General features: G+C 67.7%; 13 protein-coding genes, 1 tRNA gene and 1 pseudogene. 6 read left to right on the top strand and 9 right to left on the bottom strand.

What is annotated here, in order from left to right; translation table 11 throughout:
- Positions 1–235 precede the first annotated feature (235 nt).
- The 5 genes from G332_RS0111485 to G332_RS0111465 form a co-directional block, all read right to left on the bottom strand.
- Positions 236–326: transfer RNA gene (locus tag G332_RS0111485), tRNA-Ser, on the bottom strand.
- 93 nt (positions 327–419) lie between these two features.
- Positions 420–674, bottom strand: coding sequence for a carbon storage regulator CsrA (gene csrA / locus G332_RS0111480; RefSeq protein ID WP_019627137.1), 255 nt, complete (start codon positions 672–674; stop codon positions 420–422).
- Positions 675–753: 79 nt separating this feature from the next.
- Complete coding sequence (locus G332_RS0111475) at positions 754–1986, bottom strand: aspartate kinase (RefSeq protein WP_019627136.1); 1233 nt, start codon at positions 1984–1986, stop codon at positions 754–756.
- Positions 1987–2213: 227 nt separating this feature from the next.
- Positions 2214–4823, bottom strand: coding sequence for an alanine--tRNA ligase (gene alaS, locus G332_RS0111470; RefSeq protein WP_019627135.1), 2610 nt, complete (start codon positions 4821–4823; stop codon positions 2214–2216).
- A 135-nt stretch (positions 4824–4958) separates the two neighbouring features.
- On the bottom strand, positions 4959–5729 hold the full coding sequence (locus G332_RS0111465) for an HAD family hydrolase (protein ID WP_019627134.1): 771 nt from the start codon (positions 5727–5729) through the stop codon (positions 4959–4961).
- Between the two features lie 174 nt (positions 5730–5903).
- Here G332_RS0111465 and dksA point away from each other — a divergent pair, with 174 nt between their 5' ends.
- From dksA to thpR, 6 genes are all read left to right on the top strand, one after another.
- Positions 5904–6356, top strand: coding sequence for an RNA polymerase-binding protein DksA (gene dksA / locus G332_RS0111460; protein WP_019627133.1), 453 nt, complete (start codon positions 5904–5906; stop codon positions 6354–6356).
- Positions 6357–6366: 10 nt separating this feature from the next.
- Positions 6367–7317: a tRNA glutamyl-Q(34) synthetase GluQRS gene (gene gluQRS, locus G332_RS0111455; protein WP_019627132.1), complete on the top strand. Its 951-nt coding sequence runs from the start codon at positions 6367–6369 to the stop codon at positions 7315–7317.
- Positions 7318–7409: 92 nt separating this feature from the next.
- Positions 7410–7583: a hypothetical protein gene (locus tag G332_RS13715; RefSeq protein WP_019627131.1), complete on the top strand. Its 174-nt coding sequence runs from the start codon at positions 7410–7412 to the stop codon at positions 7581–7583.
- Positions 7573–10500 carry a sensor histidine kinase gene (locus tag G332_RS0111445; protein ID WP_019627130.1) on the top strand — a complete coding sequence of 976 codons (2928 nt, stop codon included), beginning with the start codon at positions 7573–7575 and terminating at the stop codon, positions 10498–10500. Before G332_RS13715 ends, G332_RS0111445 begins: the two co-directional genes overlap by 11 nt.
- On the top strand, positions 10497–11861 hold the full coding sequence (locus G332_RS0111440) for a sigma-54 dependent transcriptional regulator (protein ID WP_019627129.1): 1365 nt from the start codon (positions 10497–10499) through the stop codon (positions 11859–11861). Before G332_RS0111445 ends, G332_RS0111440 begins: the two co-directional genes overlap by 4 nt.
- 11 nt (positions 11862–11872) lie before the next feature.
- Positions 11873–12394, top strand: coding sequence for an RNA 2',3'-cyclic phosphodiesterase (thpR, locus tag G332_RS0111435; protein ID WP_019627128.1), 522 nt, complete (start codon positions 11873–11875; stop codon positions 12392–12394).
- A gap of 89 nt (positions 12395–12483) precedes the next feature.
- Here the strand turns inward: thpR and G332_RS13805 are convergent, their stop codons facing one another.
- The 4 genes and pseudogenes from G332_RS13805 to G332_RS0111420 form a co-directional block, all read right to left on the bottom strand.
- Complete coding sequence (locus tag G332_RS13805) at positions 12484–12681, bottom strand: hypothetical protein (RefSeq protein WP_019627127.1); 198 nt, start codon at positions 12679–12681, stop codon at positions 12484–12486.
- Positions 12682–12782: 101 nt separating this feature from the next.
- Positions 12783–13007 (bottom strand): annotated as a pseudogene (locus tag G332_RS13885) (pentapeptide repeat-containing protein); the annotation flags it as partial.
- A gap of 313 nt (positions 13008–13320) precedes the next feature.
- Positions 13321–13611, bottom strand: a complete 291-nt coding sequence (locus G332_RS0111425; RefSeq protein WP_019627126.1) for a hypothetical protein — start codon at positions 13609–13611, stop codon at positions 13321–13323.
- A 4-nt stretch (positions 13612–13615) separates the two neighbouring features.
- Positions 13616–14563, bottom strand: coding sequence for a sodium-dependent bicarbonate transport family permease (locus G332_RS0111420; protein WP_019627125.1), 948 nt, complete (start codon positions 14561–14563; stop codon positions 13616–13618).
- Positions 14564–14583 lie beyond the last annotated feature (20 nt).

Genomic DNA, 14583 nt, shown 5'->3' with positions numbered 1-14583 from the left:
CGGGGGCCAGACATGCAAAAGGGGCCTCTCGGGCCCCTTCACAGTATTTGGCGGAGAGTGAGGGATTACGCCCGGCTGCGCCGGTCGCCCTGCGGGCCGCCTTCGCTACGCTGCGGCGTTCCGGTGTCGCTGCGCGCCACCGGTCGAACCATCGTTTTCTATCTCTCGGGTTCGAATCCCCGGACCGCGGGGGCCAGACATGCAAAAGGGGCCTCTCGGGCCCCTTCACAGTATTTGGCGGAGAGTGAGGGATTCGAACCCTCGATGGGCTTTTGACCCATACTCCCTTAGCAGGGGAGCGCCTTCGACCACTCGGCCAACTCTCCGAAACGCGGCACAGGATACGATCTTGCGCCGCCAAATGAAAGGCCCGGAGGCGGAATGCATGCCTCCGGGCCTTTCCGTACCAGGCGGGAGGGTCAGTCGTCGCGCGCAGAGGCTGCCGCACCACCGGTGCCGGCGGGACCCCCGCCGGAGCTGCCGCTCCCTTCCTCATCATCCGCAACATTCGATTCCCGCTGTATACGCTGGAAAATCTCCTCGCGGTGGACGGCAACGTCCTGAGGCGCGTTGATGCCGATACGAACCTGATTGCCCTTGACCCCGAGGACGGTGACGGACACGTCTTCACCGATCATGAGCGTTTCGCCCACACGTCGAGTCAGAATGAGCATGCTCTTCTCCGCTGTGCCTGTGTCGGACGCAGTCGGTCGTCCGGTAACCGTTTTACGGTCTGTCATCCCTAACCGTTCCCTATTGACCGACAGGTTCCCGTTCAAGTTCAAAGGCGTCGTGCAATGCGCGCACGGCCAGTTCGAGATACTTCTCATCCACGACCACGGAGATCTTGATTTCCGAGGTGGAAATCATCCGGATGTTGATGGTTTCGCGCGACAGGGCCTCAAACATCTTGCTGGCGATACCCGCATGCGAACGCATGCCGACACCCACCACCGAGATCTTCACGATGTGGGTATCTCCGGAGACCTCGCGCGCGCCCAGTTCGCGGGCGGCCGCCTGCAGGATCTCCAGGCCCTTGTCGTAGTCATTGCGATGGACGGTGAACGTGAAATCGGTGGAGTTATCCCCGCCGACGTTCTGCACGATCATGTCCACCTCGATATTGGCATCCGCGATCGGGCCGAGGATGCGATGCGCGACCCCCGGCTGATCGGGGACGCCCTGAACCGTGAGCTGGGCTTCGTTCTGATTGAACGCGATGCCCGCAACCAGCGCCTGTTCCACCTGCGCATCCTCCTCCGTGGTAATCAGGGTTCCCGGGCCATCCTCGAACGAAGACAGCACCCGCAACGGGACGTTGTACTTTCCGGCAAATTCCACCGCGCGGATCTGCAGCACCTTGGAGCCCAGGCTGGCCATCTCCAGCATCTCCTCGAAGGTGATGCTGTCCAGGCGCCGGGCGCTGGGCACCAGCCGCGGATCGGTGGTGTAGACACCATCCACATCCGTGTAGATCCGGCACTCGTCGGCCTTGAGCGCCGCGGCCAGCGCGACCGCGGTGGTATCCGAGCCGCCGCGGCCCAGCGTGGTGATGGCGCCGTGTTCGTCCACACCCTGAAAACCGGCCACCACCACAACGCGACCGGCCTCCAGGTCGGCACGCACACGCGCATCGTCGATACTGCGAATGCGCGCCTTGTTATGCGCGCTGTCGGTGCGAATGGTCACCTGCGCGCCGGTGTAGGAACGTGCCTCGCAGCCGCGCGCCTCCAGCGCCATCGACAGCAGGGCGATGGTGACCTGCTCGCCGGTGGACAGCAGCACATCCAGCTCGCGGCCATCCGCCCGCGGGTTCAGCGCGTGCGCGAGCCCCAGCAGGCGATCGGTCTCGCCGCTCATGGCGGAGACGACGATCACCAGCCGGTGCCCTTCCTCGCGCAGTTTCAGGGCGCGTTCCGCGACTGCCTGGATGCGTTCGGGCGAACCCACCGAGGTGCCGCCAAATTTGAGTACCAGCAACGCCATTTGAAGATTCCGTTTCGTGCCCGGCCCTTGCGGCCGTCCGGACAGGGCGCGCCCCATCCATTAGCGTTTCCTGAAAAGCCGACCATTAGACAACAAAAGCTGCGCCGTTGCGAGACCCCGCGGCAACCTTCCGACCGCAACCGCCATGCCCGCCCGGCGCCCGGGCACCGGCAATCCGCCCGGTACGTTGCCCCTCGCGATGATGGAGCACCCGCCCCCGGGAGCCGTCAGGCGCGTTCGCGCACCCAATCCGTAACCGAGGCCAGTGCGGCCTCCAGCTTGTCCGGACTCTGACCGCCGGCCATTGCCATGTCCGGGCGACCGCCGCCCTTGCCGTCCACCTGCGCGGCGACATGGCCGACCAGGTCACCGGCCTTGAACTGGCCGGTCTCGGCCTTGGTGACACCCGCCACCAGGCTGACCTTGCCCGCGCCGGTGGCGCTCCCCAGGACCACCACGGCCTTGCCGAGTTTCTGCTTGAGCTGGTCGACCATATCGCGCAGGGCCTTGGGCTCCACACCGTCCACCTTCGCGGCCAGCACTTGCACGCCGCCGATCTCCTGCGCCTGCGAGGCCAGATCGCTGCCGGCCTGGCTGGCCAGCTTGCCCTTGAGCTGTTCGATCTGCTTTTCCAGTTCGCGCGAACGCTCCTGCAGCTGAGCGACCTTGTCGGCCGCCTCGCCGCGCCCGGCGCGCAGGCGATCGGCAATCGCGTCGAGATACCCGAGCTGCTGGTCGACCCAGTGCAGGGCGACCTCGCCGGCCACCGCCTCGATGCGCCGGATACCGGCAGCCACCCCGCCCTCGGAAGTGATGCGGAACAGCCCGATATCGCCGGTACGATCCACATGTGTGCCACCACACAGCTCGACGGAGGTGCCGATCTTCAGCACCCGCACCTGGTCGCCGTACTTCTCGCCGAACAGCGCGACCGCACCGGACTCCATCGCTGACTCGATGTCCATCACGCGGGTATCGGTGGCCTCGTTAGCCAAAATCTCGGCGTTCACCTGGGCCTCGATAGAGCGTAGCTGCGCGTCGGTCAGCGGCTCCATGTGGGTGAAGTCGAAACGCAGGCGATCAGGGTCCACCAGCGAACCCTTCTGCTGGACATGATCGCCCAGCTGGTCGCGCAGGGCCTTGTGCAGCAGGTGGGTCGCCGAGTGGTGGCGGCGGATGTTCTCGCGGCGCGGGCCTTCGACCGCGGCCTGCAGCGTCTGGCCGACCTCCAGCGTCCCGGCGCGGACCTGGCCGACATGGATATGCGCCGCGCCCTGCTTGCGGGTATCGGCGACCTGGAAGCGCACGCCGGAGCCACTGAGCGTGCCGACATCGCCCACCTGGCCACCGGACTCGCCGTAGAACGGCGTGCGGTCCAGTACCACCAGGCCCTCGGCACCGACCTCCAGTCGTTCGACCGGCTCGCCGTTCTGGTACAGCGCGACCACACGGCCCTCGTCGTCGACGGTCTCGTAGCCGGAGAATGTGGTCTCGACATCGACCTGCGGCAGGCCGCCATCGTCCATGGAGAAGTGGCTGGCGGCTCGGGCCCGGGCGCGCTGTGCTGCCATCGCGGACTCGAAGCCCGCCATGTCCAGCTCCAGCCCGCGCTCACGCGCGATATCGCCGGTCAGGTCCACCGGGAAGCCATAGGTGTCATACAGCAGGAAGATGGTCTCGCCCGGGATCACCGTGCCCTTCAGGTCACGCAGGTCGTCCTCGAGGATCTTCATGCCCTTGTCGAGGGTCTCCAGGAACTTGCGCTCTTCCTTCTCCAGCACCTGTTCGACCCGGGCCTGCGCCTCGGCCAGCTCCGGGAAGGCCTCGCCCATCGCATGCACCAGGTCGCCGACCATCTGGTAGAGGAAAGCGTCCTGCGCGCCCATCTTGAATCCGTGGCGCGCGCCGCGGCGGATGATACGGCGCAGCACGTAGCCGCGGCCCTCGTTCGAGGGCAGCACGCCGTCGGTGATCAGGAAGGCGATGGAACGGATGTGGTCGGCGATCACGCGCAGCGAGGCGGAATCACTCTCCTTCGCCCCGGTCACGCGCGCGGCGGCCGCGATCAGGTCCTGGAACAGGTCGATCTCGTAGTTGGAGTGCACGCCCTGCAGCACGGCGGCCAGGCGTTCCAGACCCATGCCGGTATCCACCGAGGGGCGCGGCAGCGGGTTCAGCGTGCCGTCCGCGTCGCGGTCGTACTGCATGAACACGAGATTCCAGATCTCGATGTAGCGATCGCCGTCCTCGTCCGGGGAGCCGGGCGGGCCGCCCGCGACCGCCGGGCCGTGGTCGTAGAACACCTCGGTGCAGGGGCCGCAAGGGCCGGTATCGCCCATCTGCCAGAAGTTGTCGGAACCGCCATCGGGGTCGTCGCCGATGCGGATGATACGCTCGGCCGGCACCTGGATCTCGTTGGCCCAGACGTTGTAGGCGTCGTCGTCGGTCTCGTACACCGTGACCCACAGCTTTTCCGGCGGCAGGCCGAGGGTTTCGGTCAGGAACTGCCAGGCATAGTGGATCGCATCGCGCTTGAAGTAGTCGCCGAAGCTGAAATTGCCCAGCATCTCGAAGAACGTGTGGTGACGCGCCGTGTAGCCGACGTTTTCGAGGTCGTTGTGCTTGCCGCCCGCGCGCACGCAGCGCTGCGTGGACACCGCCCGGGTGTACGGACGCTTCTCGCGCCCGAGGAACACATCCTTGAACTGCACCATCCCCGCGTTGGTAAACAGCAGCGTGGGATCGTTGCCCGGTACCAGTGGGCTGGACGGCACAATCGTATGACCATGCCCTTCGAAGAATTCGAGGAAACTCCGGCGAATGTCGGCGCTTTTCATGCGGTTCCGATTGGATAATGGGATTAAAGCGGAAATCCTACCACGCGAGGCCCCCGGCCCGAATATTCCATGAATTCGCGCATTGCCGCCCCGGCTCCCGGCCGGAATCCGCCTTCGCGCCGGATCCCCCGGAGTCTACGCCCCTGCCCCGGCGCACCAGGCCCGCAGTGTCGCCACATCGACCACCGGGCCTTCCAGCAAGGGCCCGTCCAGCACCCGGGCGGGCTGATCCGGTTCACCGAAGCCATCCAGCACCGCCAGCGCACCCGTAAAATCCTGAGCACGGGTGTAGTCGTTGGTGGTAACCACCACCTCCAGCCCGGCTGCACGCGCGGAACGCACCCCGTTGTCGGAATCCTCCAGCGCCAGGCAGGCGCTGGCGGGCAGGTTCATCGCCTCCAGCGCGTACGTAAAGATGTCCGGCGCGGGTTTCTTGGCCGGGACCACGTCACCGGCCGCGATGACCTCGAAACGACCGGGACCAGCGCTGCCCAGGGTCGCCTCCAGCAGGGCGGTCACGTTCTCCGGCGTGGTCGTCGTGGCAATCGCCAGACGCAGTCCCGCCGCCTGGGCCGCATCCAGCAGCCGGCGCACCCCGGGACGCAGCGGGATCGCGCCGGTTTTCAGCATGGCCACGTAGTGACGTGTCTTGGCCGCATGCAGCTCGCGAATACGCGTGTCGATGCCGGGTTCCGCCAGCGCCGATGGATGGTCCTCGGACAGATACTGGCGGATCCGCTCCTTGCCGCCGGTTACGCGCAACAATTCGCCATAGCGCTCGACGCTCCACTCCCAGTCCAGCCCGGCCTCCGCGAACGCGCGGTTGAACGCCACCCGGTGCCCGTCACGCTCGGTATCGGCAAGGGTGCCATCGACATCGAAGATCAGTGCCTGCAATTGCGTCATTCCTGTTTCCTGCCCGATTGTTCGTTCCCCGTGTGACGGGCGACTGCGGCGCCCCGCACGTGGCACACCCCGGCCAGCCCCGGGACGAACGCTGGTTTCATGGCACAAGGCTTGCTCGGCTCGCCCGACTCTGGTACTAAGTGCGCCTCATTTTTCCAGCCGGAGTAACCCCGCATGGCTGCAGACAAGAAGTCCGACAAGCCCTCCACCCAGCACATGGTCGCCGGAGGCATTGCGCCCTACCAGCCAAAGCCGGACGAAGAGTACATGAATCCCGACCAGCTGGAGCATTTCCGCAGCCTGCTGCGGGCATGGCGTCAGGAACTGGCCGAGGAAGTCGACCGCACCGTGGGCCACATGCGCCAGGACGCGGCCAATTTTGCCGATCCCGCCGATCGTGCCACGCAGGAAGAAGAATTCGGGCTGGAACTGCGCGCCCGCGATCGAGAACGCAAGCTGTCGAAGAAGATTGACGAGGCCCTGCGCAAGATCGAGACGCAGGACTACGGCTACTGCGAGGCCTGCGGTGTCGAAATCGGCATTCGCCGCCTGGAGGCCCGCCCCACGGCCACCATGTGCATCGACTGCAAGCAGCTCGACGAGATCAAGGAAAAGCAGCGGGCCTGATACCGGCCGGGTGGCAAACCACACGCCCGAACCAACCGCTGCGGCCACGCCCTACGTTGGCCGCTTTGCCCCGACCCCTTCCGGCCCGCTGCATGCGGGCTCCCTGCTCGCCGCCGTCGTCTCCTGGCTGGATGCCCGGAGCCGCGGCGGCCGCTGGCACCTTCGCCTCGATGACAGTGACCGCCCCCGGGTGCAACCCGGGGCGGCGGACGCCATTCTGCGGGCGCTGGAGGCCTTCGGCCTGGCCTGGGATGGCACCGTCACCCGGCAGAGCCAGCACGAGCCCGCCTACCGGCACGCATTGCAGACCCTGCGCGACCACGACCGGGCCTTTCCCTGCGGCTGCACCCGCAAGGACCTCGCCCGTCACGGCCGGCCTGGCTGGGAGGGGCCGGTGTATCCGGGCACCTGTCGCGACGGTCTGCCGCCCGATCGCGAACCCCGGGCCCTGCGTGCCCGTATCGACACCCGCTACTGGAGCATCGAGGACCGCTTCCTGGGTGCCATCGCCTTTGATCTCGAGGCCCTGGGCAGTGACTTCGTGATCCGCCGCGCCGATGGCGTCGTCGCCTATCAGCTCGCCACGGTGGTCGACGACCTCGCGCTGGGAGTGACCCATGTCGTTCGCGGGATCGACCTGCTGGGCTCCACGCCCCGCCAGATGCAGCTCTACCGGATGCTGCATCAGCCCCCACCCGCCTATGCCCATCATCCGGTCCTAGTCGCCGCGGACGGTCACAAGCTGGCCAAGGCCACCGGCGCGGCCGCGATTCAGGGCGATGCGGCGCGCCGCCAGCTGGCCGACACCCTGGCGCGGATCGGCCTGGCACCGGCCGACCTGCAGGCCCCGGACCGACCCGATCGTCAGCTGGGCGAGGCCCTGGAACGGCTACGGCAAAGGCCGCTGGCCGCATACCTGCCCGCGCAGGCCACGCTGCCCGGAGAGGCCGGCGCGGTGTAGACTCGCCGCATGCTGACCCGCCGTGCGCCAATCCGAAAGGCCCCGCAGGTGCTCGCGCCGCATGGCGGTTCTGCGCGGCCGGGCGTCTGATCGTGGACGCCCCGCGCGCGATCCTGGTCACCCTCCTCGGGGCCCTGCTGTTCCTGAGTCCGGTGGTGATCTGGGTGGCCGACCTGAGCCCCGCTTGGTGGTGGCCGTTTGTGGCCTGGGCGGGATTTGTCGCGGCAATTGCGGCCTGCAGCCGGAGCGGCCGACGTGACCCTTAGCCTCGGTCTGATCTATGCCGTCGGGGTCGCCTACCTGGCCCTGTTGTTCGGCATCGCCTTCCTCGCGGATCGCGTGCCGCGGGTCGGCCGCATCGCCGCGAACGGCTGGGTCTTCAGCCTGTCGCTGGGGGTCTACGCAACCTCCTGGACCTTCTACGGGAACCTGGGCTTCATCGCCGACCAGGGCTACCTGTACCTGACGATCTACCTCGGGGTCACCCTCGCCTTTGCCGCCACACCCTGGCTACTGCGCCCGATCCTGCGCCTGACCCGCGAACATCAACTGACCTCGCTGGCCGACCTGTTCGCCTTTCGCTACCGCAGCCGCTTCACCGGTCCGGTGGTGGCCCTGTTCATGCTGGCCGGGGTGCTCCCCTACATCGCGCTGCAGATCAAGGCGGTTGCCGAATCGGCCGCGGTCCTGACCGCCGAAACCCCGCCCCACCTGCTGGCCCTGACCTTCAGCGCGACCATCGCGCTGTTCGCGATCCTGTTCGGCGCCCGCCACATCGCCCCGCGCGAGAAACACACCGGGCTGGTACTCGCCATCGCCTTCGAATCCATCGTCAAGTTGATCGCCATTCTCGGCATCGCCGGCGTGGCCCTGTACGCGGTGTTCGGCGGTTTCGGCGGTCTCCACGACTGGCTGGCCGCGCACCCCGAGGCAGTCGATGCCCTGTACGCGCCGGTACGCGAGGGGGGCTGGTTCGCAATGATGATCCTGGCCTTTGCCGCGGCTTTCCTGCTGCCGCGGCAGTTCCACATGCTGTTCACCGAAAACATCAATCCGCAGGCCCTGAACACCGCGGCCTGGGCCTTCCCCGTCTTCCTGCTGTTGCTGAACCTGCCCATGCCGGTGCTCTACTGGGCCGGCGAAGCGATGGCCCTGGACATCTCGCCCAACTACTACGCCATCGGTATCGCCGGGCTCCTGCAATCCCCCGGCCTGGCCCTGCTGGTCTTCATCGGGGGACTGTCGGCCGCCAGCGCCATGATGATCGTGACCACCCTTGCGCTGGCCCACATGGGGACCAACTACCTGTCCCCGCTGACGCGACTGCACGAGGAAGAGCGCAGCGCCAACATCTACACCCGCCTGCTGTGGGGGCGCCGCATCTGGATCGTGTTCATCATCGGCCTGGGCTACGCGTTCTACGGGCTGCTGCAGGTGGTCGAGGGCCTGGCGCAGCTGGGGCTGATCTCGTTTGCCGCGGTGGCCCAGCTGCTACCGGGGCTGATCGGTCTGATGCTGTGGAAACAGGCCACCCGGGTTGGCTTCCTGCTGGGTCTGGCCGCCGGCATTGCCGGCTGGGCGTTCACACTGGTGATGCCGCTGCTGTCGGATGCCGGCATCGCCACCGGGCTCCCGGACCCGCAGCAGCAGCTGCACGCCGGGATACTGGACCCCTGGTCCTTTGCCCTGATGCTGAGCCTGGGCGCCAACGCCCTGCTGTTTGTCATCGGTTCCCTGCTCAGCCACCCGAACCGCGAGGAGGCCGAGGCCGGACGCGCCTGCTGCCCGAACGAGGCCGGCGGCGCGGGCACGGGCCTGCCCCTGGCCGGGGACGTGACGGAGATGGAGACCGCCCTGGCGGCAACGCTGGGGCCCGGTGCCGCCCATCACGAGATACAGCGGGCACTGGACGAGCTGGGACTGCCGCGGCACACGCGCTCGCGTGGCGACCTGCGCCAGCTACGCGAGCGCATCGAGCGCAACCTGTCCGGCCTGCTCGGGCCGGTACTGGCCCGCATGATCGTCGACCAGCACCTGCGCCTGGATGCCGCCGGGCGCCACACCCTCAGTGAGAGCCTGCGCCGCATCGAGGAACAGCTCGAGACCCGCGCCCTGCCGCTGTCGGGGCTGGCCGCGGAGCTGGATGCCCTGCGCCGCTTTCACCGCCAGATCCTGCACGAACTCCCGCTGGGGGTGGCCAGCCTGACCAACAACGGCGAGATCACCGGCTGGAACCAGGCGCTGGCGCGGCTGACCGACATACCCACGGAGGATGCCGTGGGGCAGAACATCACCCAGCTGGAAAGCCCCTGGAGCGGCCTGCTGACGGCCTTTCTCGAGGCCCCGGACCGACAGTGGTACAAACTGCACGTGGATTTGCCCGCCGGCAATCGGCGCCTGAACCTGCACCGTTCGGAACTGCAGGATGCCCACGGCCAGCTGGAGGGGCGTGTGGTCCTGATCGAGGATGTGACCGAACGCGCCCAGCTCGAGTCCGAGATTGCCCACGGGGACCGCCTGGCCTCCATCGGCCGCTTTGCCGCCGGGGTCGCCCACGAGATCGGCAACCCCCTGACCGGGATCGCCTCGCTGGCGCAGACCGTGCCACTGGAAGACGACCCGGAGGAGATCCGCGGCATCGCCGACGACATCCTGGCGCAGACGCGACGCATCAACGCCATCGTCCAGTCCCTGATCACCTTTGCCCACGCCGATGAAGGCCCGTCCGCCGGACGCTTCGAGACCATCGCCCTGGATGATCTCGTGGCCGAGGCCATCCGCCTGACCCGTCTGGCCGGACGCAAGGACCTGCAGTTCTCCACCCGGGGGCTGGAGGGGCTGCACGTTCGCGGCTCCCACGCCACCCTGCTGCAGGTGTTCATCAACCTGCTGACCAATGCGGAGCAGGCCGCACCCGAGGCCTCCACGGTCGCCATCGCGGCGCGGCTGCATGGGCGCCACATCCAGATCACGATCGACGATGCCGGCCCCGGGATCGAGGAATCCAGCCTGGAACGCCTGTTCGAGCCCTTTTTCACCACCAAACCGGCGGGTCAGGGCACCGGCCTGGGCCTGCCGGTTGCCTACAGCATCGTGCGCGACCACGGTGGTACCCTGATGGCCGCCAACCGCCCCGAGGGTGGCGCCCGATTCCTGCTCATGTTGCCACGCCAAGACTCATGACCCGCATCCTGCTCGTAGACGACGAAGCCCCGATCCGCCGCGCCGTGCGCCGGTTCCTGGAGCACCACGACTTCGAAGTGGACGTCGCCGAGGACCTGGCCGCGGCGCGGGCACTGGCGGCGGCAATGCCCTACGACCTGCGGCTGGTCGACCTGCGCCTGCCGGACGGCGAAGGCATCGAGCTGCTGCCCGAGTGCTCCGGCACGCCAACAGTCATCATGACCAGCTATGCCTCGGTCCCGTCGGCCGTCAACGCGATGAAGGAAGGGGCCGCCGACTACATCGCCAAGCCCTTCGACCATGACGCCCTGCTGCTGACCCTGCGCGCCGCCCTGCGCGCACGCGCAGAACACGAACGCAGGCCCTCCGGGGCGCCCAGCACGCCGGAGCCGGCCGCGTCGTCGCCGGGCCTGGGGATGGTTGGCGACAGCACCGCCATGCAGCAGCTGCGCGACCAGATCCAGCGCGTGGCCGCCACCCAGTCGACCGTACTCCTGCGCGGTGAATCCGGCACCGGCAAGGAGCTGGCAGCGCGCGCCCTGCACGAGCTGAGTCCGCGCGCCGGGGGACCGTTCGTGGCCGTCAACTGCGCGACCATCCCCGAGGGCCTGGTCGAGGCCGAACTGTTCGGGCACGCCCAGGGCGCCTACACCGGGGCGGTCAAGGCCCGCACTGGCCTGATCCAGAGCGCTCACGGCGGCACGCTGTTCCTGGACGAGATCGGCGAACTCGCACCCGCCGCACAGGCCCGTCTGCTGCGGGTCCTGCAGGATGGCGAGATCCGCCCGGTCGGGGCCAACGAAAACCTGAAGGTGGACGTACGCCTGCTCGCCGCGACCCACCGCGACCTGGAGGGCATGATCGCGGAGCAGGCCTTCCGTGCCGACCTCTACTACCGCCTGCGCGTGCTGGAGCTCTCCATTCCCCCGCTGCGCGTACGCCGCGAGGACATCCTGCCCCTGGCGCACCATTTCCTGCAGGGCCTCGCCGGACCGGGGGCAACCCCACGGTTCACCCCGGCCGCGCAGGCCGCGCTCAAGGCCCAGGAATGGCCGGGTAATGTACGGGAACTCGCCAATGCCGTGGAGCGTGGCTGGGTACTCAGTCCGGACGGCCATATCGAACCGGAACACATGGGCCTGGAAACGGGCCGTCCGGAGGGTAGCGATGATGTGCCCAACCCGGCCTTCCCCACCCGGCGCCCGCCCGGAAACTCCAGCCTCAACGCGTACTTCCGCCAGTTCGTCCAGGAAAACCAGGACCGGATGACCGAAACCGAGCTGGCACGGGCCCTGGGGATCAGCCGCAAGACCCTTTGGGAACGCCGCCAGCGCGAAAACCTGCCCCGCCCGCGTACCTGAGCTTCGCAGGCATGGCGAGCAAGACCGATATGCAGCGTGTGTTTCTGGCCCTGTGGCCGGATACCGAAAGCCGTGCTGCGCTGGCCCGGGTCGCCGCCCGCCTGGACGGGCCCGGCCGCGCCGTGCCCACGGCGCACCTGCACCTGACCCTCGCCTTTGCCGGCCCGATCCCCGCCACCCGGGCGAAATGCCTGTCTGCCGGTATCACGCAGCTCGCCACGGACACCATCGAGCTGACGCTGGACCAACTGGGTCACTTCTCCGGCCCGCGCATCACCTGGATTGGCCCCAGCGCCCCGCCCCAGGCGCTGGCCACTCTCGCGGAGCGGGCACAGGCCCTTTGTGATGACTGCAGCATCGATACGGGTCCGGCTCAGCCGTTCCGGCCTCATGTATCCCTGCGCCGACACGCAGATCCGCCCTCACAGGACCGGATCGACCCCCCCGTGTGCTGGCGAGCTGCTACGGTGGTACTGGTCGAGTCCGGCAGCAACGGCCACCCCGGCCGTTACCGCATCCTCGCCCGGACATGAAACGCCCCCCACCGCCCGCTCTGGAAACGCTGAACAAACCTGGATGGCCTTATGAAGCCCCTTTCCAGGGGGCGGCGCGGGCGGGTGACTTACTCGAACGGTGATTCATCGTCCGCGGCCGGCGGTTTGAAGGGGCTGTCCGGCGGGACGCCGGTGTCAGGAGCTGCGGGCGGCTGCCCGCCCAGCGGCGGTGCATCCTGGCCATCCGGGCGGCCGTCCTGCCCCAGTGGTGGCGCATCCTGACGCGGCTGGCCCCACTCCTGGCCTCGTTCCTGCTCGGTCGGCATACCATCCGAAGCCGGGGGCTGCGAGGGCTCTCGATCCACCCGCCCCGGTGGCTGCCCCGGAGGTTGCTGCCCCGGAGGTTGCTGCCCCGGAGGTTGCTGCCCCGGAGGTTGCTGCCCCGGAGGTTGCTGCCCCGGAGGTTGCTGCCCCGGAGGTTGCTGTGCCGGCGGCTGTGCCGGTGGTTGCCCGGATGGCTGCCCGGGTGCCTGCTGTGGTTGCCCGGGCGGCACCCCCTGACCGTGTTCCGGGCCACTCTCCGGAGCCGGCGCGCCGCCCTGGCCACCCGGCATGCCCCCCTGTCCACCGGGGGCGCCGGGCCCGAAGCCATCCTGCCCGGGACCCTCCTGCCCGCGCGCCGGTGGCGCACCCCATTCAGCAGGCGGCGTGTCCTGCCCCATGCTACCCGGTCCCGCTTCTGCCCCCTGCTGCGGTGCCTGGGCATGGGCCGCGCCCACAACGAACAGGGAGCTCAGCGCGAGCAACCGTGCGCTTGTACGAAACTGCGTCATTCCGGTCCTCCTTGCGGGCACTGGTGCCCGATCGTTTGACCCTCATGCCTAGCAGTCCAAACGGCGTTCCTCAAATCATGGCCTCGAGTTCCTGCTCATTTCGCGAAGTATTTCACTCCACACCATCCCGACTCAGTTCTTCAGCGCCACCGGCACCGTGAACATCAACAGGCCGTAATCGGCCTCGAACTGCTCCTTGAACCGGGCCGCGATCCGTTCGCACAAATCGGCCGAGCCCACCACCTCCAGCTTGATGTTGCCGCCGGCTCGCCAGTTGCCCCGGCGCTTGCCGTGCCGGCCCCAGCCACGCACATCAGTGACGGTATAACCGGCCGCGCCCATGGCGCGCACCTCGTCGATCAGCAGCTCCTCGAGGATTGCCTCGGCCACTACGGTCAACAGGTGCATGTCATCGGATTGCATCGAATCAGCCTCCCAGCGAATAGAGGGTCTGGGCCATCCAGAAATAGAGCGGAACCCCCACGAAGATATTGAACGGGAACGTGACACCCAGCGAGGCGCCAATTGAAAGCGCCGGATTGGCCTGCGGGACCGCAATGCGCATCGCCGCCGGTGCCGCTATGTACGACGCGCTGGCATACAGGGTGGCCAGGAGCAGCGTGCCGCCCATCGACATCCCCAGGGCGTAGCCCAGCAGCGTCCCCAGCACAGCCGAGACGATGGGCATCACGATCGCAAAGGCCACCAGGAAGAACCCGTACTGACGCACGTCGGCGATACGGCTGGAGGCGACCAGCCCCATCTCCAGCAGGAACAGTGCCAGCACCCCCTTGAACAGGTCGAAGAACATCGGCTCCAGCGGCTCGATATGCACCGGACCGGCAATAAAGCCGATCACCAGACCACCGGCCAGCAGGAAGATGCTCTTGCCGAAGAACACCTCGTGCATGGTCTTGCCCCAGCGGGTCGGCCCCTTGCTGCCCATGCGGGCCAGGAGGATGCCGATAATCAGGGCCGGCATCTCCAGCAGCACCAGGAAGACCACCATGTGACCTTCGTAGTCGATCCCGCGCGAGGCCAGCAGCGCCACCGCCACAGAAAAGGTCACCACCGAGACCGAACCGTAATGCGCCGCGATGGAGGCGGAGTCGGCACGCGGCATGCGCCCCAGCCAGAGCAGAATCGGGAATGCGATCAGCGGAATCAGGGACCCGACCGCCAGCACGGCGAGGCCGGGCAGCAACAGCGGCAGCAGTTCGCTCTCGGCCAGCTTGACCCCGCCCATCAGGCCAATGGCCAGCAACAGGTAGATCGACAGCGCCTCGTAGATCGCCATCGGGATCTTCAGGTCCGACTTCGCAAGCCCTGCGACCGCACCCAACAGAAAGAACAGAACTACCGGGTCGAATGCCATCTCGCCTCCGTGTGTCGGCA

This window comes from Thioalkalivibrio sp. ALJT (assembly GCF_000381825.1).
In the GTDB taxonomy this organism is placed as follows: domain Bacteria; phylum Pseudomonadota; class Gammaproteobacteria; order Ectothiorhodospirales; family Ectothiorhodospiraceae; genus Thioalkalivibrio.
Note: the sequence above shows the minus strand (reverse complement) of the source record. Positions and strands in the feature narration are given on the sequence as shown.

Excerpts from the sequence above, each read along its gene's own strand:
- csrA (WP_019627137.1), bottom strand. The coding sequence starts at position 674 with ATGCTCATTCTGACTCGACGTGTGGGCGAAACGCTCATGATCGGTGAA.
- G332_RS0111475 (WP_019627136.1), bottom strand. The coding sequence starts at position 1,986 with ATGGCGTTGCTGGTACTCAAATTTGGCGGCACCTCGGTGGGTTCGCCC.
- alaS (WP_019627135.1), bottom strand. The coding sequence starts at position 4,823 with ATGAAAAGCGCCGACATTCGCCGGAGTTTCCTCGAATTCTTCGAAGGG.
- G332_RS0111465 (WP_019627134.1), bottom strand. The coding sequence starts at position 5,729 with ATGACGCAATTGCAGGCACTGATCTTCGATGTCGATGGCACCCTTGCC.
- dksA (WP_019627133.1), top strand. The coding sequence starts at position 5,904 with ATGGCTGCAGACAAGAAGTCCGACAAGCCCTCCACCCAGCACATGGTC.
- G332_RS0111440 (WP_019627129.1), top strand. The coding sequence starts at position 10,497 with ATGACCCGCATCCTGCTCGTAGACGACGAAGCCCCGATCCGCCGCGCC.
- thpR (WP_019627128.1), top strand. The coding sequence starts at position 11,873 with ATGGCGAGCAAGACCGATATGCAGCGTGTGTTTCTGGCCCTGTGGCCG.
- G332_RS13805 (WP_019627127.1), bottom strand. The coding sequence starts at position 12,681 with ATGCCGACCGAGCAGGAACGAGGCCAGGAGTGGGGCCAGCCGCGTCAG.
- G332_RS0111425 (WP_019627126.1), bottom strand. The coding sequence starts at position 13,611 with ATGCAATCCGATGACATGCACCTGTTGACCGTAGTGGCCGAGGCAATC.
- G332_RS0111420 (WP_019627125.1), bottom strand. The coding sequence starts at position 14,563 with ATGGCATTCGACCCGGTAGTTCTGTTCTTTCTGTTGGGTGCGGTCGCA.